The sequence below is a fragment of the Roseateles sp. FW305-36 genome, assembly GCF_058787015.1.
Genome location: NZ_JBYSZK010000019.1, coordinates 55,336 through 71,643 on the forward strand (window position 1 = coordinate 55,336; position 16,308 = coordinate 71,643).

At 62.6% G+C, this 16,308-nt stretch carries 30 protein-coding genes; all 30 read left to right on the forward strand.

The window, feature by feature from the left end:
* The first annotated feature begins 59 nt into the window (after nucleotides 1-59).
* A complete protein-coding gene (gene tuf / locus AC3WOE_RS26680) occupies nucleotides 60-1,250 on the forward strand; it encodes an elongation factor Tu (protein WP_025564238.1) in 1,191 nt (396 codons plus the stop codon).
* Between the two features lie 66 nt (nucleotides 1,251-1,316).
* Entirely contained in the window at nucleotides 1,317-1,628 is a 312-nt protein-coding gene (gene rpsJ / locus AC3WOE_RS26685; RefSeq protein WP_056194266.1) for a 30S ribosomal protein S10, read from the forward strand.
* A 273-nt stretch (nucleotides 1,629-1,901) separates the two neighbouring features.
* On the forward strand, nucleotides 1,902-2,573 hold the full coding sequence (gene rplC, locus AC3WOE_RS26690; RefSeq protein WP_310273060.1) for a 50S ribosomal protein L3: 672 nt from the start codon (nucleotides 1,902-1,904) through the stop codon (nucleotides 2,571-2,573).
* The gene (gene rplD / locus AC3WOE_RS26695; RefSeq protein WP_492694879.1) at nucleotides 2,573-3,193 is read left to right on the forward strand and encodes a 50S ribosomal protein L4; all 621 of its coding nucleotides are present in this window, start codon (nucleotides 2,573-2,575) and stop codon (nucleotides 3,191-3,193) included. Before rplC ends, rplD begins: the two co-directional genes overlap by 1 nt.
* On the forward strand, nucleotides 3,190-3,504 hold the full coding sequence (rplW, locus tag AC3WOE_RS26700) for a 50S ribosomal protein L23 (protein ID WP_056194256.1): 315 nt from the start codon (nucleotides 3,190-3,192) through the stop codon (nucleotides 3,502-3,504). The genes rplD and rplW overlap by 4 nt, the downstream gene beginning before the upstream one ends.
* Nucleotides 3,505-4,329 carry a 50S ribosomal protein L2 gene (gene rplB, locus AC3WOE_RS26705; protein WP_119046636.1) on the forward strand — a complete coding sequence of 275 codons (825 nt, stop codon included), beginning with the start codon at nucleotides 3,505-3,507 and terminating at the stop codon, nucleotides 4,327-4,329. It begins immediately after the preceding gene.
* 10 nt (nucleotides 4,330-4,339) lie between these two features.
* Complete coding sequence (rpsS, locus tag AC3WOE_RS26710) at nucleotides 4,340-4,618, forward strand: 30S ribosomal protein S19 (protein ID WP_056194250.1); 279 nt, start codon at nucleotides 4,340-4,342, stop codon at nucleotides 4,616-4,618.
* An 11-nt stretch (nucleotides 4,619-4,629) separates the two neighbouring features.
* A complete protein-coding gene (rplV, locus tag AC3WOE_RS26715; protein WP_057297242.1) occupies nucleotides 4,630-4,959 on the forward strand; it encodes a 50S ribosomal protein L22 in 330 nt (109 codons plus the stop codon).
* A 14-nt stretch (nucleotides 4,960-4,973) separates the two neighbouring features.
* Nucleotides 4,974-5,837 (forward strand): 30S ribosomal protein S3, encoded by an 864-nt coding sequence (rpsC, locus tag AC3WOE_RS26720; RefSeq protein ID WP_492694883.1) that lies wholly within the window; start codon nucleotides 4,974-4,976, stop codon nucleotides 5,835-5,837.
* A 2-nt stretch (nucleotides 5,838-5,839) separates the two neighbouring features.
* Entirely contained in the window at nucleotides 5,840-6,256 is a 417-nt protein-coding gene (gene rplP, locus AC3WOE_RS26725) for a 50S ribosomal protein L16 (RefSeq protein WP_119046639.1), read from the forward strand.
* Nucleotides 6,257-6,266: 10 nt separating this feature from the next.
* The gene (gene rpmC / locus AC3WOE_RS26730) at nucleotides 6,267-6,467 is read left to right on the forward strand and encodes a 50S ribosomal protein L29 (protein ID WP_056194241.1); all 201 of its coding nucleotides are present in this window, start codon (nucleotides 6,267-6,269) and stop codon (nucleotides 6,465-6,467) included.
* Nucleotides 6,464-6,739: a 30S ribosomal protein S17 gene (gene rpsQ / locus AC3WOE_RS26735; protein WP_056194239.1), complete on the forward strand. Its 276-nt coding sequence runs from the start codon at nucleotides 6,464-6,466 to the stop codon at nucleotides 6,737-6,739. Before rpmC ends, rpsQ begins: the two co-directional genes overlap by 4 nt.
* Before the next feature lie 95 nt (nucleotides 6,740-6,834).
* Complete coding sequence (locus AC3WOE_RS26740) at nucleotides 6,835-7,344, forward strand: peroxiredoxin (RefSeq protein WP_492694886.1); 510 nt, start codon at nucleotides 6,835-6,837, stop codon at nucleotides 7,342-7,344.
* A gap of 259 nt (nucleotides 7,345-7,603) precedes the next feature.
* On the forward strand, nucleotides 7,604-7,972 hold the full coding sequence (gene rplN / locus AC3WOE_RS26745) for a 50S ribosomal protein L14 (protein ID WP_056194233.1): 369 nt from the start codon (nucleotides 7,604-7,606) through the stop codon (nucleotides 7,970-7,972).
* 23 nt (nucleotides 7,973-7,995) lie between these two features.
* Entirely contained in the window at nucleotides 7,996-8,310 is a 315-nt protein-coding gene (gene rplX / locus AC3WOE_RS26750) for a 50S ribosomal protein L24 (RefSeq protein WP_056264780.1), read from the forward strand.
* 10 nt (nucleotides 8,311-8,320) lie between these two features.
* On the forward strand, nucleotides 8,321-8,860 hold the full coding sequence (gene rplE, locus AC3WOE_RS26755; RefSeq protein ID WP_056194227.1) for a 50S ribosomal protein L5: 540 nt from the start codon (nucleotides 8,321-8,323) through the stop codon (nucleotides 8,858-8,860).
* An 8-nt stretch (nucleotides 8,861-8,868) separates the two neighbouring features.
* Nucleotides 8,869-9,174 carry a 30S ribosomal protein S14 gene (gene rpsN / locus AC3WOE_RS26760; RefSeq protein WP_492694889.1) on the forward strand — a complete coding sequence of 102 codons (306 nt, stop codon included), beginning with the start codon at nucleotides 8,869-8,871 and terminating at the stop codon, nucleotides 9,172-9,174.
* A gap of 23 nt (nucleotides 9,175-9,197) precedes the next feature.
* Complete coding sequence (gene rpsH, locus AC3WOE_RS26765; protein WP_119046642.1) at nucleotides 9,198-9,593, forward strand: 30S ribosomal protein S8; 396 nt, start codon at nucleotides 9,198-9,200, stop codon at nucleotides 9,591-9,593.
* Between the two features lie 17 nt (nucleotides 9,594-9,610).
* Nucleotides 9,611-10,144 carry a 50S ribosomal protein L6 gene (gene rplF / locus AC3WOE_RS26770; RefSeq protein ID WP_119046643.1) on the forward strand — a complete coding sequence of 178 codons (534 nt, stop codon included), beginning with the start codon at nucleotides 9,611-9,613 and terminating at the stop codon, nucleotides 10,142-10,144.
* Between the two features lie 11 nt (nucleotides 10,145-10,155).
* Entirely contained in the window at nucleotides 10,156-10,515 is a 360-nt protein-coding gene (gene rplR, locus AC3WOE_RS26775) for a 50S ribosomal protein L18 (RefSeq protein WP_492694892.1), read from the forward strand.
* Nucleotides 10,516-10,533: 18 nt separating this feature from the next.
* Entirely contained in the window at nucleotides 10,534-11,055 is a 522-nt protein-coding gene (rpsE, locus tag AC3WOE_RS26780; RefSeq protein ID WP_056194212.1) for a 30S ribosomal protein S5, read from the forward strand.
* Nucleotides 11,056-11,069: 14 nt separating this feature from the next.
* On the forward strand, nucleotides 11,070-11,252 hold the full coding sequence (gene rpmD, locus AC3WOE_RS26785) for a 50S ribosomal protein L30 (RefSeq protein WP_056194210.1): 183 nt from the start codon (nucleotides 11,070-11,072) through the stop codon (nucleotides 11,250-11,252).
* Between the two features lie 24 nt (nucleotides 11,253-11,276).
* Nucleotides 11,277-11,708, forward strand: a complete 432-nt coding sequence (rplO, locus tag AC3WOE_RS26790; RefSeq protein WP_492694895.1) for a 50S ribosomal protein L15 — start codon at nucleotides 11,277-11,279, stop codon at nucleotides 11,706-11,708.
* A 25-nt stretch (nucleotides 11,709-11,733) separates the two neighbouring features.
* Nucleotides 11,734-13,041: a preprotein translocase subunit SecY gene (gene secY / locus AC3WOE_RS26795; RefSeq protein ID WP_492694897.1), complete on the forward strand. Its 1,308-nt coding sequence runs from the start codon at nucleotides 11,734-11,736 to the stop codon at nucleotides 13,039-13,041.
* 61 nt (nucleotides 13,042-13,102) lie between these two features.
* The gene (infA, locus tag AC3WOE_RS26800) at nucleotides 13,103-13,321 is read left to right on the forward strand and encodes a translation initiation factor IF-1 (RefSeq protein WP_009855680.1); all 219 of its coding nucleotides are present in this window, start codon (nucleotides 13,103-13,105) and stop codon (nucleotides 13,319-13,321) included.
* A gap of 59 nt (nucleotides 13,322-13,380) precedes the next feature.
* Nucleotides 13,381-13,494 (forward strand): 50S ribosomal protein L36, encoded by a 114-nt coding sequence (gene rpmJ / locus AC3WOE_RS26805; protein ID WP_056194202.1) that lies wholly within the window; start codon nucleotides 13,381-13,383, stop codon nucleotides 13,492-13,494.
* A 30-nt stretch (nucleotides 13,495-13,524) separates the two neighbouring features.
* Nucleotides 13,525-13,890 carry a 30S ribosomal protein S13 gene (gene rpsM / locus AC3WOE_RS26810; protein ID WP_310273014.1) on the forward strand — a complete coding sequence of 122 codons (366 nt, stop codon included), beginning with the start codon at nucleotides 13,525-13,527 and terminating at the stop codon, nucleotides 13,888-13,890.
* A gap of 26 nt (nucleotides 13,891-13,916) precedes the next feature.
* Nucleotides 13,917-14,321 (forward strand): 30S ribosomal protein S11, encoded by a 405-nt coding sequence (gene rpsK / locus AC3WOE_RS26815; protein ID WP_056194196.1) that lies wholly within the window; start codon nucleotides 13,917-13,919, stop codon nucleotides 14,319-14,321.
* Nucleotides 14,322-14,555: 234 nt separating this feature from the next.
* Complete coding sequence (rpsD, locus tag AC3WOE_RS26820; RefSeq protein ID WP_492694899.1) at nucleotides 14,556-15,179, forward strand: 30S ribosomal protein S4; 624 nt, start codon at nucleotides 14,556-14,558, stop codon at nucleotides 15,177-15,179.
* Nucleotides 15,180-15,318: 139 nt separating this feature from the next.
* Nucleotides 15,319-16,308 carry a DNA-directed RNA polymerase subunit alpha gene (locus AC3WOE_RS26825; RefSeq protein ID WP_056194188.1) on the forward strand — a complete coding sequence of 330 codons (990 nt, stop codon included), beginning with the start codon at nucleotides 15,319-15,321 and terminating at the stop codon, nucleotides 16,306-16,308.

Below are 16,308 nucleotides of genomic sequence, written 5' to 3' on the forward strand. Positions count from 1 at the left end.
GGGCTCTGCGGAAACGCTAAACCAACAGACTGGCGAGATGCTCTTTTTGGAGAATTGAAATGGCAAAAGGCAAGTTTGAACGGACCAAGCCGCACGTGAACGTGGGCACGATCGGTCACGTCGACCACGGCAAGACGACGCTGACGGCAGCGATCGCGACCGTGCTGTCCAAGAAGTTCGGCGGCGAGGCCAAGGCCTACGACCAGATCGACGCGGCTCCCGAAGAAAAGGCCCGCGGCATCACGATCAACACCGCCCACGTCGAGTACGAGACGGCCAATCGCCACTACGCGCACGTTGACTGCCCCGGCCACGCCGACTACGTCAAGAACATGATCACCGGTGCCGCCCAGATGGACGGCGCCATCCTGGTGTGCTCGGCCGCTGACGGCCCGATGCCCCAGACGCGCGAGCACATCCTGCTGGCCCGTCAGGTCGGCGTGAAGTACATCATCGTCTTCCTGAACAAGTGCGACATGGTCGACGACGCCGAGCTGCTCGAGCTGGTCGAAATGGAAGTGCGCGAGCTCCTGTCCAAGTACGACTTCCCCGGCGACGACACCCCCATCATCAAGGGTTCGGCCAAGCTGGCGCTGGAAGGCGACACGGGCGACCTGGGCGAGCAAGCCATCATGCGCCTGGCTGACGCCCTGGACACCTACATCCCCCAGCCGGACCGTGCCGTTGACGGCGCCTTCCTGCTGCCGGTGGAAGACGTGTTCTCGATCTCTGGCCGCGGCACCGTCGTGACCGGTCGCGTCGAGCGCGGCATCATCAAGGTCGGCGAAGAAATCGAAATCGTGGGCATCCGCGAAGTCCAGAAGACCACGGTCACGGGCGTCGAAATGTTCCGCAAGCTGCTGGACCAAGGTCAAGCAGGCGACAACGTCGGCATCCTGCTGCGCGGCACCAAGCGTGAAGACGTCGAGCGCGGCCAAGTTCTGGCCAAGCCCGGCACGATCAAGCCCCACACCCACTTCACCGCTGAGATCTACGTTCTGAGCAAGGAAGAGGGCGGCCGCCACACCCCGTTCTTCAACAACTACCGTCCCCAGTTCTACTTCCGCACGACGGACGTGACCGGTGCCGTGGAGCTGCCGAAGGACAAGGAAATGGTCATGCCCGGCGACAACGTCGGCATCACCGTGAAGCTGATCGCTCCGATCGCCATGGAAACCGGCCTGCGCTTCGCCATCCGTGAAGGTGGCCGTACCGTCGGCTCCGGCGTGGTTGCCACGATCCTGGCCTAACTTCTGCGTGACGTGCGCCGGGCGGACTCCGTTCGGCGCTCACCACCTGCTCTTTAAGGAACCGTCATGCAAAAGCAAAAGATCCGCATCCGCCTGAAGGCGTTTGACTACAAGCTGATCGACCAATCGGCTCTCGAAATCGTCGAGACCGCCAAGCGCACCGGCGCCATCGTCAAGGGTCCCGTGCCCCTGCCGACGCGCATGGAGCGTTTCGACATCCTGCGTTCGCCCCACGTCAACAAGACCAGCCGCGACCAGTTCGAGATCCGCACCCATCAGCGCCTGATGGACATCGTCGACCCGACCGACAAGACGGTCGACGCTCTGATGAAGCTCGACCTGCCCGCCGGCGTCGACGTCGAAATCAAGCTGCAGTAAATCCCGAGCCTTCGGGCTTGAGAACCCAAGGCCCCGGCCCTGTCTCGACAGGCCGGGGTCTTGTCTTTTGGGCTGTATGAGGCCTAACGCTTGCATCAGGGCTATCCCGCAGGCTATACTCGCCAGCTTTCCCGGGTCGGCTCCTGCCTGCTCGGGGTTCGCGCGTCAGTTCTCGGGTTTGTTTCGAGGTCTGTCGCAAGGTCAGCCCGGCCAATCGATGTCGGGTGTTCGCAATAGCTTCCAAGGCGCGAGCCGAGGGGGCTGGAGAAAAACATGAGTCTGAGCAACCGTCTCGGTTTGCTGGGCCGCAAGGTGGGCATGATGCGCATCTTCACGGACGATGGCGATGCCATTCCCGTGACGGTGCTGGACGTGTCCAACAACCGCGTGACCCAGGTCAAGACCCAAGAGACCGACGGCTACAGCGCCATCCAAGTGGCGTTCGGTACGCGCAAAGCTTCGCGCGTCACCAAGCCCGAAGCCGGCCACCTCGCCAAGGCGGGTGTCGAAGCCGGTGAAATCCTCAAGGAATTCCGCGTCGAAGCCGACGTCGCTGCCCAGTACAAGGCTGGCGCGACCGTTCCGGTGACGTTGTTCGCCGCCGGCCAGCTGGTCGACGTGCAGGGCACGTCCATCGGCAAGGGCTTCGCAGGCACCATCAAGCGCCACAACTTCAGCTCGCAGCGCGCGTCGCACGGTAACAGCCGTTCGCACAACGTGCCGGGCTCGATCTCGATGGCGCAAGACCCGGGCCGTGTGTTCCCGGGCAAGAAGATGACCGGCCACATGGGCGACGAAACCGTCACCACCCAGAACCTGGACATCGTGCGCGTTGACGAAGCTCGTCAACTGCTGCTGGTCCGCGGTGCGGTCCCGGGTTCCAAGAACGGCCATATCGTCGTTCGCCCGGCCGTCAAGGTCAAAGTCAAGAAGGGAGCCAACTGATGCAGCTCGAGCTCCTGAACGAGCAGGGTCAGGCCACCAGCAAGGTGGACGCGCCTGACACCGTCTTCGCTCGCGACTACAACGAAGCCCTGGTGCACCAGGTGGTCGTGGCCTTCCAGGCCAACGCCCGTCAAGGCACCCGCGCCCAGAAGGACCGTGAACAGGTCCATCACTCGACCAAGAAGCCTTTCCGCCAGAAGGGCACCGGCCGCGCTCGCGCCGGTATGACCTCGTCGCCGCTGTGGCGCGGGGGCGGTCGCATCTTCCCGAACCTGCCTGACGAGAACTTCTCGCACAAGCTGAACAAGAAGATGTACCGCGCCGGCATGGCTGCGATCCTGTCGCAGCTGGCCCGTGAAGGTCGTCTGGCCGTGGTGGACTCGATCTCGGTCGAAGCCCCCAAGACCAAGCTGCTGGCCGCCAAGTTCAAGGCCATGGGCCTGGACTCGGTGATGGTCATCTCCGACATCGTCGATGACAACCTGCTGCTGGCTTCGCGCAACCTGGCCAATGTGCTGGTCGTCGAGCCGCGCTACGCCGATCCCCTGTCACTGGTCTTCTACAAGAAGGTGCTTGTGACCAAGGCCGCGGTCGAGCAACTCAAGGAGATGCTGGCATGAGCGCCCCCAAGTATTCCGAAGGCCGTCTGGCCTCCGTGCTGCTCGCGCCCATCGTGTCCGAAAAGGCCACGCAAGTTGCCGAGAAGCACAACCAGGTCCTGTTCAAGGTCCTGCGCGACGCCACCAAGCCCGAGATCAAGGCCGCTGTTGAACTGATGTTCAAGGTCGAGGTCGAGTCGGTCAACGTCGTCCAGGTCAAGGGCAAGACGAAGCGCTTTGGTGGCCGTGCCGGCCGCCGCGACCACGTCAAGAAGGCCTATGTGGCCCTCAAGGCCGGTCAAGAGCTCAATTTCTCCGGGGAGGCCGCGTAAATGGCCATCGTCAAAGTCAAGCCGACTTCGCCCGGCCGCCGTGGCGTCGTCAAGGTGGTGCACAAGCACCTGCACAAGGGCGCGCCCCATGCAGCCCTGCTCGAGCCCCAGATCCAGAATTCGGGCCGTAACAACAACGGTCACATCACGATTCGCCACAAGGGCGGTGGTCACAAGCACCACTACCGCGTGGTCGACTTCAAGCGCAACAAGGACGGCATTCCGGCCAAGGTCGAGACCATCGAGTACGACCCGAACCGCACCGCCCACATTGCGCTGGTGTGCTACGCCGACGGCGAGCGCCGCTACGTGATCGCCCCGCGCGGTCTGGAAGTGGGCGCAACCATCCTGAGCGGCTCGGAAGCGCCGATCAAGGCTGGCAACACGCTGCCGATCCGCAACATCCCGGTGGGCTCGACCATCCATTGCATCGAGCTGCAGCCTGGCAAGGGTGCCCAGATGATCCGTTCGGCCGGCACCTCCGCTGTCCTGATGGCTCGTGAAGGCGTCTACGCACAGATCCGTCTGCGCTCCGGCGAAGTCCGCCGCGTGCACATCGACTGCCGCGCCACCATCGGTGAAGTGAGCAACGAAGAGCACAGCCTGCGTCAATACGGCAAGGCTGGCGCGATCCGCTGGAAGGGCGTCCGCCCGACCGTTCGTGGCGTCGCCATGAACCCGGTGGATCACCCGCACGGTGGTGGCGAAGGCCGCACCGGCGAGGGCCAGGTCCCTGTGTCGCCGTGGAACACCCTGACGAAGGGCTACCGCACTCGCAACAACAAGCGCACGCAGACGTTCATCGTCTCGCGTCGCAAGAAGTAAGGGCTAGGCCATGACTCGTTCGCTGAAGAAGGGCCCCTTCGTTGACCACCATCTGATGGCCAAGGTCGACAAGGCTGTTGCCATCAAAGACAAGAAGCCCATCAAGACCTGGTCGCGCCGCTCGACGATCCTGCCCGAGTTCATCGGTCTGACGATCGCCGTGCACAACGGCAAGCAGCACGTGCCGGTCTATGTGTCTGACCAGATGGTCGGCCACAAGCTGGGTGAATTCGCACTGACCCGCACCTTCAAGGGCCACCCGGCCGACAAGAAGGCCGGGAAGAAGTAAGGATGTCAACGATGGAAACCAAAGCAATCGTTCGTGGCGTCCGCCTCTCGTGTGACAAGGGTCGCCTCGTGGCTGACCTGATCCGCGGCAAGAAGGTGGACCAAGCGCTGAACATCCTGGAATTCACCCAGAAGAAGGCGGCCCTGATCATCAAGAAGGCGCTGGAGAGCGCCATCGCCAACGCCGAGCACAACGACGGCGCTGACATTGATGAACTCAAGGTCACCTCGATCTACGTCGAACAGGGTGCCACGTTGAAGCGCTTCTCGGCTCGCGCCAAGGGCCGCGGCAACCGCATCAGCAAGCCCACCTGCCACATCTTCGTGGCCGTCGGCAACTAAGGCGCAAGAAGACTATGGGACAGAAAATCCATCCGGTTGGCTTCCGCCTTCCTGTCACCCGCAACTGGGCTTCGCGCTGGTACGCGAACAACCAGAACTTCGCCACGATGCTGGCCGAAGATCTGCAAGTTCGTGACTACCTGAAGGTCAAGCTCAAGAACGCCGCTGTTTCGCGCATCCTGATCGAGCGTCCCGCCAAGAACGCCCGCATCACGATCTTCTCGGCTCGTCCGGGCGTCGTGATCGGCAAGAAGGGCGAAGACATCGAGGCGCTGAAGGCTGAGCTGACCAAGCGTCTGGGCGTGCCCGTCGCCGTCAACATCGAAGAAGTGCGCAAGCCTGAAGTCGATGCCCAGCTGATCGCCGACTCGATCACCCAGCAGCTCGAAAAGCGCATCATGTTCCGCCGCGCCATGAAGCGCGCGATGCAGAACGCCATGCGTCTGGGTGCCCAGGGCATCAAGATCATGAGCGCTGGTCGTCTGAACGGCATCGAAATCGCTCGTACCGAGTGGTATCGCGAAGGTCGTGTGCCCCTGCACACCCTGAAGGCCGACATCGACTACGGCTTCTCCGAAGCCAAGACCACCTATGGCGTCATCGGCGTCAAGGTCTGGGTCTACCGCGGTGACCGTCTCGCCAATGGCGAGGCTCCGGTCATCAACACCCCCGCAGGCGCCGAAGACGATCGTCGCCCGCGCCGTAACGCCCGTCCGGGCGCTCCCGGTGGCCGTGGCCGCCCGGGTGGCGATCGTGGCCCGCGTGACGGAGCAGATCAGCCCGCTGCCGCCGCCCCCACGGGTGACGCAGCCAAGCCCGCTGCCAAGCGCGTGGTCCGCAAGGTCCCCGCAGCCGGCGGTGAGGCCAAAGGAGAATAAGCATGCTGCAACCCGCTCGTCGTAAATACCGCAAGGAGCAGAAGGGCCGCAACACTGGTGTTGCGACCCGTGGCGCCGCGGTGTCTTTCGGTGATTTCGGCCTCAAGGCCACCGAGCGCGGCCGTCTGACGGCCCGCCAGATCGAAGCGGCTCGCCGCGCGATCTCGCGCCACATCAAGCGCGGCGGCCGGATCTTCATCCGCGTGTTCCCGGACAAGCCCATCTCGCAAAAGCCCGCCGAAGTCCGGATGGGTAACGGCAAGGGCAACCCCGAGTACTACGTCGCTGAAATCCAGCCCGGCAAGGTGATCTACGAGGTCAACGGCGTGCCGGAAGAGCTGGCCCGTGAGGCGTTCACGCTGGCTGCTGCCAAGCTGCCGCTGCGTTGCACCTTCGTGGCCCGCCAGGTCGGTACCTGAGGAAGACACCATGAAAGCAACTGAACTCCGCACCAAGGACGTCGCTGCCCTCGAAAAGGAAGTGACCGATCTGCTGAAGGCCCACTTCGGCCTGCGCATGCAAAAGGCTACCCAGCAGCTGACCAACCACAGCCAGCTGGGCAAGACCCGCCGCGACATCGCGCGTGCCAAGACCGTCCTGGCACAAAAGAAGAAGGAGGCCACGAAATGACTGAGGCCCAAGTCCAAGCCAAGAACACGCGCACCCTGGTGGGCCGCGTGGTCAGCGACAAGCGCGCCAAGACGGTCACCGTCCTGGTCGAGCGTCGCGCCAAGCACGAGCTCTACGGCAAGATCGTGGCCCGTTCCCGCAAGTACCACGCCCACGACGAAAAGGGCGAGTACAAGATGGGCGACGTCGTCGAGATCAGCGAAGGCCGTCCGATCTCCAAGACCAAGAGCTGGGTCGTGACCCGCCTGGTCGAGAAGGCCGAGATCGTCTAAGAAGACACCGGTCGCATGACCGCTGCACAACCGGCACGCTGGGCAACTGGCGCGCCGGTTTTTTGTTTGAAGAACACCCCATCAGGAGAGACACCATGATCAAGGTTGGCGACAAGCTGCCCGCGGGCAATCTGCAGGAATTCATCGAAGTGGAAGGCGAGGGCTGCACCCTCGGCCCCAACAGCTTCGATATCGAGAAGGCCGCGGCCGGCAAGACCGTCGCCATCTTTGGCCTGCCCGGTGCCTACACGCCGACCTGCTCGGCCAAGCATGTGCCTGGCTATGTCGAGTCCGCCGAGGCCCTGAAGGCCGCCGGTGTCGACGAGATCTGGTGCGTCTCGGTCAACGACGCCTTCGTCATGGGCGCCTGGGGCCGTGACCAGAAAACGGCTGGCAAGGTGCGCATGATGGCTGACGGCAGCGCCGCCTTCGCGCAGGCCACCGGCCTGACGCTGGACCTGACCGCCAAGGGCATGGGCCTGCGCTCGCAGCGTTACTCCATGCTGGTCAAGGACGGCGTGGTCAAGACGTTGAACGTCGAAGGTCCCGGCAAGTTCGAGGTCAGCGACGCCGGCACGATGCTGAGCCAGGCCAAGGCCGGCTGATCTGACGACCGCTGGGGCTCGCAAACCGGCCCCAGCAAAAACTTCTGCGACAGGCATTGACGGCCCAAGGGTTCTCACTGCATAATGCGCAGCTTCGCCGAACGCCAGTGCACTTGCTACGCAAGAGCCCATGCTGGCTTCGGATCCGCCCTCAACCGTTGGGCAGCAAGTGGCGCAATGCCGCGAGCTGTTTGACTTACGGGCCCAAGACTGACCGACGCGCAGCTCAGCTGCAACTCGGGGCAAGTTGGGGACAGACATGATCCAAATGCAATCGCGGCTTGATGTCGCGGACAACACTGGCGCCAAGTCCGTTCAGTGCATCAAGGTGCTGGGCGGCTCCAAGCGCCGCTATGCGCACATCGGCGACATCATCAAGGTCAGCATCAAAGAAGCTGCCCCGCGTGGTCGCGTGAAGAAGGGCGAGGTCTACAGCGCCGTGGTCGTGCGTACGGCCAAGGGCGTGCGCCGCCAGGACGGCTCGCTCGTCAAGTTCGACGGCAATGCCGCCGTGCTGCTCAATGCCAAGCTGGAGCCGATCGGCACCCGCATCTTCGGCCCGGTCACGCGTGAACTGCGTACCGAGCGCTTCATGAAGATCGTGTCGCTGGCGCCCGAGGTGCTCTGAGCCCCCACTGTCTGAGGTAAGCCATGAACAAGATTCGTACCGGCGACCAGGTCATCGTGTTGACCGGCCGCGACAAGGGTAAGCGCGGCACCGTGTCTGCCCGCACCGACGTCGACCACGTGGTCGTTGACGGCATCAATGTCGTCAAGAAGCACGTCAAGCCCAACCCCATGAAGGGCACCACCGGCGGCGTCGTCGACAAGACCATGCCCATCCATCAATCCAACGTGGCGATCTTCAACGCCGCTTCCGGCAAGGCCGATCGCGTGGGCGTCAAGCTCGTCGACGGCAAGCGGGTGCGCGTGTTCAAGTCGACCGGCGAAGAGATCAAGGCTTAAGAGGTCCCTCATGGCTCGTCTTCAAACGCATTACCGCGAAAAAATCGTGCCCGGCCTGGTCGAGAAGTTCGGCTACAAGTCGGTCATGGAGGTGCCCCGCATCACCAAGATCACGCTCAACATGGGCGTGAGCGAGGCTGTCGCCGACAAGAAGGTCATGGACCACGCCGTGGGCGACCTGACCAAGATCGCCGGCCAGAAGCCCGTCGTCACGAAGTCGAAGAAGGCTATCGCCGGCTTCAAGATCCGTGACGCCGTGCCCATCGGCGCGATGGTCACCCTGCGTGGCGTCCAGATGTATGAATTCCTGGACCGCTTCGTGACGATCGCCCTGCCGCGCGTTCGCGACTTCCGGGGTATCTCCGGTCGCTCGTTCGACGGCCGTGGCAACTACAACATCGGCGTCAAAGAACAGATCATCTTCCCCGAAATCGAGTACGACAAGGTGGATGCTCTGCGTGGTCTGAACATCAGCATCACGACGACTGCCAAGACGGACGACGAAGCCAAGGCTCTGCTGGCTGCGTTCAAGTTTCCGTTCAAGAACTGAGGTGCCCCGTGGCAAAACTCTCGATCAAACAACGTGAGCTGAAGCGCGAGGCGCTGGTCGCCAAGTTCGCCAAGAAGTACGCTGAACTCAAGGCCATCATCGACGACAGCAAGAAGTCCGATGACGAGCGCTATGCCGCTCGCCTCGAGCTGCAAAAGCTGCCCCGCAATGCCTACCCCACTCGCCTGCGCAACCGCTGCGAGCTGACGGGTCGCCCGCGCGGCACCTTCCGCAAGTTCGGCCTGGCCCGTAACAAGATTCGTGAACTGGCCTTCAAGGGCGACATCCCTGGTGTCGTCAAGGCCAGCTGGTAATCGGCTGATAGGAGTAATCGCAAATGAGCATGAGTGATCCCATCGCCGATATGCTGACCCGCATCCGCAACGCGCAGATCGTCGAAAAGACGAACGTTGTGATGCCGTCGTCCAAGCTGAAGGTGGCGATTGCCAAGGTCCTGAAGGACGAAGGCTATATCGATGACTTCGCCGTGCGTGGCGAAGCCGCCCGCCCGGAGCTGGAAATCTCGCTGAAGTACTACGCTGGCCGTCCGGTCATCGAGCGCATCGAGCGTGTCAGCCGCCCCGGCCTGCGCATCTACAAGGGCCGCCACGACATTCCTCAGGTCATGAATGGCCTGGGCGTGGCGATTGTGACGACCCCGCAAGGCGTCATGACGGACCGCAAGGCCCGCGCTGCCGGTATCGGCGGCGAGGTCCTCTGCTACGTCGCCTAAGCGAAGGAGTAGGAACAATGTCCCGCGTTGGAAAAATGCCGGTCAACCTCCCGCAAGGCGTGGATGTGACCGTCGCTGCTGAGTCGATCAGCGTCAAGGGCTCGCTCGGCACGCTGGTGCGTCCGGCGAACAAGCTCGTCACCGTCAAGAACGAAGCCGGCAAGCTGAGCTTCGTGCCCGCCAACGAATCGGCCGAAGCCGATGCGATGAGCGGCACGATGCGCGCCCTGGTGGCCAACATGGTCAACGGCGTCAGTAAGGGCTTCGAGAAGAAGCTGAACCTGGTCGGCGTGGGTTTTCGCGCCCAGGCCCAGGGTCAGAAGCTCAACCTGCAGATCGGTTTCTCTCACCCCGTGGTGAAGGACATGCCGGCCGGCATCAAGGTCGAGTGCCCCACCCAGACGGAAATCGTCATCAAGGGTGCTGACCGCCAGGTCGTCGGCCAGATCGCCGCTGAGGTGCGTGCCTTCCGTCCCCCCGAGCCCTACAAGGGCAAGGGCATCCGTTATTCGGATGAGAAGGTCACCATCAAAGAGACCAAGAAGAAGTAAGGAGCAGCGCCATGATGACCAAGAAAGAACAACGCCTGCGTCGTTCGCGCCAGACCCGCGCTCGCATTGCGATCCAGCGCGTGGCCCGTCTGACGGTGTTCCGCTCCAACCTGCACATCTACGCCCAAGTCGTCTCGGAAGATGGCGCCAAGGTGCTGGCTGCAGCCTCCACGGCCGAGAAGTCGGTCCGCGAACAGCTGAACAGCAACGGCGGCAACGTCGCTGCCGCCACGCTGGTGGGCAAGCTGATCGCCGAGAAGGCCAAGGCCGCCGGCGTCGAGAAGGTCGCTTTCGACCGCTCGGGCTTCGCCTATCACGGCCGTGTCAAAGCCCTGGCCGAAGCAGCCCGCGAAGCCGGCCTGCAGTTCTGACGCATCAAGGAATAAGAAATGGCAAAGTTTCAACCCCGTGGCGCTCAGGCTGAAGGCAACGACGACGGCCTGAAGGAAAAGATGATCGCGGTGAACCGCGTGACCAAGGTTGTGAAGGGTGGCCGTACGCTGTCCTTCGCCGCTCTGACCGTGGTCGGTGATGGCGATGGCCGCATCGGCATGGGCAAGGGCAAGGCCAAGGAAGTGCCGGTCGCCGTGCAGAAGGCCATGGAATCGGCCCGCCGCAACATGGTCAAGGTCAGCCTGAAGAACGGCACCATCCACCACAACGTGGTTGGCGAGCACGGTGCTGCTCACGTCATCATGGCTCCGGCTCCCGCCGGTACCGGCGTCATCGCCGGCGGCCCGATGCGCGCTGTCTTCGAAGTGATGGGCGTGACCGACATCGTGACCAAGAGCCACGGTTCGACCAACCCGTACAACATGGTCCGCGCCACGCTGGACGCCCTGAAGCGTTCGACGACGCCGGCCTCTGTCGCTGCCAAGCGCGGCAAGACGGTTGAAGAAATCTTCAACTGATCGCGGAGCACAACATGTCTGACAAGAAAACCGTGACGGTCAAGCTGGTGCGTAGCCCCATCGGCTGCCGCGCCTCGCACCGCGCCACCGTGGTCGGCCTGGGTCTGCGTCGGCTGAACAGCCAAAGCACCCTGGAAGACACGCCCGCAGTGCGCGGCATGATCAACAAGATCGCCTATCTGGTGCAAGTGCTCTAAGCACCGCACGCAAAGGACAAGACGATGGAACTCAACACGATCAAGCCCGCAGAGGGCTCCAAGCATGCCAAGCGCCGTGTCGGCCGTGGCATCGGCTCGGGCCTGGGCAAGACCGCAGGTCGCGGCCACAAGGGCCAGAAGTCCCGCGCTGGTGGTTACCACAAGGTCGGCTTCGAAGGCGGCCAGATGCCGCTGCAGCGTCGCCTGCCCAAGCGTGGCTTCAAGTCGCTGACGCTGAAGTACAACGCCGAGATCACGCTGTCGGACCTGCAAGGTCTGGCCGGCGAAGAGATCGACGTGTCGACGCTGAAGGCTGTCGGCCTGGTGCCCCAGCTGGCCAAGTCGGTCAAGCTGATCCTGTCCGGCGCCATCGAGCGCAAGGTCACGCTGAAGGGCGTGAACGCCACGAAGGGCGCCAAGGCGGCCATCGAGGCGGCCGGCGGCTCGGTCGCTTAATTCAGCGAACAGGAACTGATCCAGCGTGGCTACCAACGCGAATCAGCTGGCCAAGAGCGGCAAGTTCGGTGACCTGCGTCGCCGGCTTGTGTTCCTGCTGCTGGCTCTGGTCGTCTACCGCATCGGGGCGCATATCCCCGTGCCCGGTATCGATCCGAACCAGCTGGCCCAATTCTTCAAGGGTCAGGCCGGTGGCATCCTGAGCCTGTTCAACATGTTCTCGGGCGGCGCGCTGTCGCGCTTCACCGTGTTCGCGTTGGGCATCACGCCTTACATCTCGGCGTCCATCGTTCTGCAGCTGATGACCTACGTCGTGCCGACGCTGGAGCAACTGAAGAAGGAAGGCGAATCCGGACGTCGCAAGATCACCCAGTACACGCGTTATGCGACGCTGGGTCTGGCTCTGTTTCAGAGCCTGTCGATCGCGCTGGCGCTGGAAGGCTCTGCCGGCCTCGTGCTGAACCCGGGTTTCGGCTTCCGTCTGACGGCGGTTTCCAGCCTGGTGGCCGGCACGATGTTCCTGATGTGGCTGGGTGAGCAGATCACCGAGCGCGGTCTGGGCAATGGCATCTCGATCCTGATCTTCGGCGGTATCGCCGCGGGTCTGCCGGGTGCGATTGGCGGCCTGTTCGAGCTGGTGCGTACCGGTGCGATGGGTTATGGCTCTGCGCTGGTCGTCATCTCGCTGGTCGTGCTGGTGACCTATGCCGTGGTCTTCGTCGAACGTGGCCAACGCAAGATCCTCGTGAACTATGCGAAGCGCCAGGTCGGCAACAAGGTCTACGGCGGCCAGTCGTCGCACCTGCCGCTGAAGCTGAACATGTCGGGCGTGATCCCGCCGATCTTCGCGTCGTCCATCATCCTGCTGCCGACGACGGTGGTGAGCTGGTTCGCGACGGGCGACGGCCTGCGCTGGTTGAAGGATCTGGCTGGCATGATCAGCCCGGGACAGCCGATCTATGTGCTGCTGTACTCGGCCGCGATCGTGTTCTTCTGCTTCTTCTACACGGCCCTGGTGTTCAACAGCCGCGAGACTGCTGACAACCTGAAGAAGAGCGGCGCCTTCATCCCGGGTATTCGTCCGGGTGAGCAGACCGCCAAGCACATCGACAAGATCCTCTCGCGACTGACGCTGGCCGGTGCGGTGTACATCACCCTGGTCTGCCTGTTGCCCGAGTTCCTGACGCTGAAGTACAACGTTCCGTTCTACTTCGGTGGCACCTCCCTGTTGATCATCGTCGTCGTGACGATGGACTTCTGGGCCCAGGTGCAGAGTTACATCATGAGTCAGCAGTACGAATCACTGCTGAAGAAGGCCAGCTTCAAGTCCTGACGGGCTGGGAGCTGACGGTTAACCAAGATTGATTTCAACAACCCACACCTGAACGTACGGCATGGCGAAAGACGACGTCATTCAAATGCAGGGCGAGATTCTGGAGAACCTCCCCAACGCTACGTTTCGTGTGAAGTTGGAGAACGGGCATGTCGTGCTCGGTCACATCTCCGGCAAGATGCGGATGCACTACATCCGCATCCTGCCTGGCGACAAAGTGACCGTTGAACTGACACCCTACGATTTGAGTCGTGCTCGCATCGTGTTCCGGGCGAAGTGAGCTGTTTGAACCCCCGGACGCGTCAAGAGCGCAAAAAGAGTTAGGCCAAGGAGCAGACCATGAAAGTTTCGGCATCCGTGAAGCAGATGTGCCGCAATTGCAAGATCATCCGCCGCAAGGGCGTGGTGCGTGTGATCTGCACCGACCCGCGCCACAAGCAGCGCCAGGGCTAATTGGCCGCACGACAGGACTAGAGGACCACCATGGCACGTATTGCTGGTATCAACATTCCGCCGCAAAAGCACACTGAGATCGGCCTGACCTCGATCTACGGCATTGGCCGTACGACCGCTCAGAAGATCTGCACGAACTGCGGCATTCCGTTCGAAAAGAAGGTCAAGGACCTGACTGACGGCGATCTCGAAAAGATCCGCGACGAAGTCAACAAGCTGACCATCGAGGGTGACCTGCGCCGTGAGCAGTCCATCAACATCAAGCGTCTGATGGACCTCGGTTGCTACCGCGGCTTCCGTCATCGCCGTGGCCTGCCGATGCGCGGTCAGCGCACCCGTACGAATGCCCGCACCCGCAAGGGTCCGCGCAAGTCGGCTGCGACCGGCAAGAAGTAAGCTGCCCGAACTGAAAGAAGGTCAATATGGCAAAGGCTCCCAACAATTCGGCGGCTCAGCGCGTTCGCAAGAAGGTCCGCAAGAACGTTGCTGACGGCATCGCGCACGTCCACGCCTCGTTCAACAACACCATCATCACCATCACCGACCGTCAAGGCGGCGCCCTGTCCTGGGCTTCGTCGGGTGGCCAAGGCTTCAAGGGCTCGCGCAAGTCGACGCCCTTCGCAGCCCAGGTGGCGGCTGAAGTGGCTGGCCGTGCCGCTCAAGAGCAGGGCATCAAGAACCTCGACGTCAAGATCAAGGGCCCGGGCCCAGGTCGCGAGTCGTCGGTGCGTGCTCTGGCTGCTCTCGGCATCCGCATCAACTCCATCTCTGACGTGACGCCCGTGCCGCACAACGGCTGCCGTCCGCAGAAGCGTCGCCGTATCTAAGCCTATTCACCTTTCGGTGACAGGGATATTGAAGATTCGGATGACGGTGCGATAATCGCGCGTTTTCCCGGAGCCGGCGGGCACTTTGTGCCGCGCCGGCTTCAGTCTTGAGTCGGCTTCATTTCGAAGGCGCACTCATAAGCCCACCGTCCAAGCCCATAAAAACACCGGCTGGACTCGCGTCAGAAAACCTCTCCACGAGGCCTGGCGTCAGATTGAACAAGGACACTCAAAGTGGCACGCTACCTCGGCCCCAAGGGCAAACTTTCCCGCCGTGAAGGCACCGACCTCTACCTGAAGAGCGCCCGCCGCGCCATCAGCGACAAGGTCAAGTTCGACAGCAAGCCCGGTCAGCACGGCCGCACTTCTGGCCAGCGCACCAGCGACTTCGGTCTGCAACTGCGCGAAAAGCAGAAGGTCAAGCGCATGTACGGCGTGCTGGAGCGCCAGTTCCGCCGCTACTTCGCCGAAGCCGAGCGCCGCAAGGGCTCGACCGGCGTGAACCTGCTGCAACTGCTGGAATCGCGTCTGGACAACGTCGTCTACCGCATGGGCTTCGGCTCCACCCGCGCAGAAGCCCGTCAGCTGGTTTCGCACAAGGGTGTGACGGTCAATGGCGAAGTCGTCAACATCGCCTCCTACCTGGTCAAGGCCGGTGACACCGTCGCCGTGCGCGACAAGGCCAAGAAGCAGCTGCGCGTCACCGAGTCGTTCAAGCTGGCCGACTCCATCGGCCTGCCGGCCTGGGTGGCCGTCGACGGCACCAAGCTCGAAGGCGTGTTCAAGAAGGCCCCGGACCGCGATGAGTTCGGCGCCGAGATCAACGAATCGCTGATCGTCGAGTTGTACTCGCGTTAATGTTTTCCCCCGCCGACCACGCTCGCAAGGGCGCGGTCGGCGTTTCCTCGTCCGGGCATTACAGCCCTTCGAAGGCTCTGCCCGGCTGGTCCTCAGCCTTATCGGTGTAACGAACCGAGGGTATTGAAAGAAAGACCTCATGCAAACCAACTTGCTCAAACCCAAGTCCATCAACGTGGAGCCCCTGGGCGGTCATCGCGCCAAGGTCACGCTGGAGCCGTTCGAACGCGGCTACGGTCACACCCTGGGCAATGCCCTGCGCCGTGTGCTGCTCTCGTCGATGGTGGGTTATGCGCCGACGGAAGTGACGATTGCCGGCGTGCTGCACGAGTACTCGGCCATCGACGGCGTGCAAGAGGACGTGGTTCACATCATGCTGAACCTCAAGGGCGTCGTCTTCCGCCTGCACAACCGTGAAGAAGTGACCCTGGTCCTTCGCAAGGAAGGCGAAGGCCCCGTCACCGCGGCCGACATCCAGACCCCGCACGACGTCGAGATCATCAACCCCGAGCACGTCATTGCCCACCTGTCGCAAGGCGGCAAGCTCGACATGCAGATCAAGGTCGAGAAGGGCCGTGGCTATGTGCCCGGCACGATGCGCCGCTTCGGCGACGAGCCGACCAAGAGCATCGGCCGCATCGTCCTCGACGCCTCGTTCTCGCCCGTCAAGCGCGTCAGCTACGCCGTCGAAAACGCCCGCGTCGAGCAGCGTACCGACCTGGACAAGCTGGTCATGGAAATCGAAACCAACGGCGCCATCTCGCCCGAGGAAGCGATCCGTGCTTCGGCCAAGATCCTGGTTGAGCAACTGGCCGTCTTCGCCCAGCTGCAAGGCACCGACCTGGTCGACGCCTTCGACCAGCCGGCCCAGCGCTCCAGCAGCTTCGATCCGATCCTGCTGCGCCCGGTCGACGAGCTCGAGCTGACGGTGCGTTCGGCCAACTGCCTGAAGGCCGAAAACATCTACTACATCGGCGACCTGATCCAGCGCACCGAGACCGAGCTGCTGAAGACCCCGAATCTGGGTCGCAAGTCGCTCAACGAAATCAAGGAAGTGCTGGCTTCGCGCGGTCTGACTCTGGGCGCCCGCCTGGAAAACTGGCCGCCGCAAGGTCTGGACAAGCGTTAA

Excerpts from the sequence above, each read along its gene's own strand:
- tuf (WP_025564238.1), top strand. The coding sequence starts at position 60 with ATGGCAAAAGGCAAGTTTGAACGGACCAAGCCGCACGTGAACGTGGGC.
- rpsJ (WP_056194266.1), top strand. The coding sequence starts at position 1,317 with ATGCAAAAGCAAAAGATCCGCATCCGCCTGAAGGCGTTTGACTACAAG.
- rplC (WP_310273060.1), top strand. The coding sequence starts at position 1,902 with ATGAGTCTGAGCAACCGTCTCGGTTTGCTGGGCCGCAAGGTGGGCATG.
- rplD (WP_492694879.1), top strand. The coding sequence starts at position 2,573 with ATGCAGCTCGAGCTCCTGAACGAGCAGGGTCAGGCCACCAGCAAGGTG.
- rplW (WP_056194256.1), top strand. The coding sequence starts at position 3,190 with ATGAGCGCCCCCAAGTATTCCGAAGGCCGTCTGGCCTCCGTGCTGCTC.
- rplB (WP_119046636.1), top strand. The coding sequence starts at position 3,505 with ATGGCCATCGTCAAAGTCAAGCCGACTTCGCCCGGCCGCCGTGGCGTC.
- rpsS (WP_056194250.1), top strand. The coding sequence starts at position 4,340 with ATGACTCGTTCGCTGAAGAAGGGCCCCTTCGTTGACCACCATCTGATG.
- rplV (WP_057297242.1), top strand. The coding sequence starts at position 4,630 with ATGGAAACCAAAGCAATCGTTCGTGGCGTCCGCCTCTCGTGTGACAAG.
- rpsC (WP_492694883.1), top strand. The coding sequence starts at position 4,974 with ATGGGACAGAAAATCCATCCGGTTGGCTTCCGCCTTCCTGTCACCCGC.
- rplP (WP_119046639.1), top strand. The coding sequence starts at position 5,840 with ATGCTGCAACCCGCTCGTCGTAAATACCGCAAGGAGCAGAAGGGCCGC.
- rpmC (WP_056194241.1), top strand. The coding sequence starts at position 6,267 with ATGAAAGCAACTGAACTCCGCACCAAGGACGTCGCTGCCCTCGAAAAG.
- rpsQ (WP_056194239.1), top strand. The coding sequence starts at position 6,464 with ATGACTGAGGCCCAAGTCCAAGCCAAGAACACGCGCACCCTGGTGGGC.
- AC3WOE_RS26740 (WP_492694886.1), top strand. The coding sequence starts at position 6,835 with ATGATCAAGGTTGGCGACAAGCTGCCCGCGGGCAATCTGCAGGAATTC.
- rplN (WP_056194233.1), top strand. The coding sequence starts at position 7,604 with ATGATCCAAATGCAATCGCGGCTTGATGTCGCGGACAACACTGGCGCC.
- rplX (WP_056264780.1), top strand. The coding sequence starts at position 7,996 with ATGAACAAGATTCGTACCGGCGACCAGGTCATCGTGTTGACCGGCCGC.
- rplE (WP_056194227.1), top strand. The coding sequence starts at position 8,321 with ATGGCTCGTCTTCAAACGCATTACCGCGAAAAAATCGTGCCCGGCCTG.
- rpsH (WP_119046642.1), top strand. The coding sequence starts at position 9,198 with ATGAGCATGAGTGATCCCATCGCCGATATGCTGACCCGCATCCGCAAC.
- rplF (WP_119046643.1), top strand. The coding sequence starts at position 9,611 with ATGTCCCGCGTTGGAAAAATGCCGGTCAACCTCCCGCAAGGCGTGGAT.
- rplR (WP_492694892.1), top strand. The coding sequence starts at position 10,156 with ATGATGACCAAGAAAGAACAACGCCTGCGTCGTTCGCGCCAGACCCGC.
- rpsE (WP_056194212.1), top strand. The coding sequence starts at position 10,534 with ATGGCAAAGTTTCAACCCCGTGGCGCTCAGGCTGAAGGCAACGACGAC.
- rpmD (WP_056194210.1), top strand. The coding sequence starts at position 11,070 with ATGTCTGACAAGAAAACCGTGACGGTCAAGCTGGTGCGTAGCCCCATC.
- rplO (WP_492694895.1), top strand. The coding sequence starts at position 11,277 with ATGGAACTCAACACGATCAAGCCCGCAGAGGGCTCCAAGCATGCCAAG.
- infA (WP_009855680.1), top strand. The coding sequence starts at position 13,103 with ATGGCGAAAGACGACGTCATTCAAATGCAGGGCGAGATTCTGGAGAAC.
- rpmJ (WP_056194202.1), top strand. The coding sequence starts at position 13,381 with ATGAAAGTTTCGGCATCCGTGAAGCAGATGTGCCGCAATTGCAAGATC.
- rpsM (WP_310273014.1), top strand. The coding sequence starts at position 13,525 with ATGGCACGTATTGCTGGTATCAACATTCCGCCGCAAAAGCACACTGAG.
- rpsK (WP_056194196.1), top strand. The coding sequence starts at position 13,917 with ATGGCAAAGGCTCCCAACAATTCGGCGGCTCAGCGCGTTCGCAAGAAG.
- AC3WOE_RS26825 (WP_056194188.1), top strand. The coding sequence starts at position 15,319 with ATGCAAACCAACTTGCTCAAACCCAAGTCCATCAACGTGGAGCCCCTG.